Below are 252 nucleotides of genomic sequence, written 5' to 3'. Positions count from 1 at the left end.
GGTCCGACAGACCGAACCACTGCTGCATAAAATGAATTTGCAGCATCGTCGCGATCGGGAAAGGCGGCCGTCCGGTTTTGCCTGCCGGATAGTGCGGCTCGATCAGCGCAATCAGCTTCGACCAAGGTGTCAGCGGGCGGCGTTATAGAGCCAATCCGGGGGCGGCGTAATCGGGCCACCTGAGGGGCGGCACAATGAAGCCAGTCCAGGGGCGGCGTAATCGAGCCACCTCATGGGCGGCGTAAAGAAGCC

1 pseudogene is annotated in these 252 nt (G+C 61.9%); it reads right to left on the bottom strand.

The window, feature by feature from the left end:
- Positions 1–133: pseudogene (locus VSR82_RS40505) on the bottom strand (transposase); the annotation flags it as partial.
- Positions 134–252 lie beyond the last annotated feature (119 nt).

The sequence above is a fragment of the Burkholderia sp. JPY481 genome, from assembly GCF_038900515.1.
Lineage (GTDB): Bacteria > Pseudomonadota > Gammaproteobacteria > Burkholderiales > Burkholderiaceae > Paraburkholderia > Paraburkholderia youngii.
The sequence above is the reverse complement of the archived record's forward strand: the minus strand, read 5'-3'. Positions and strand labels throughout refer to the sequence as shown.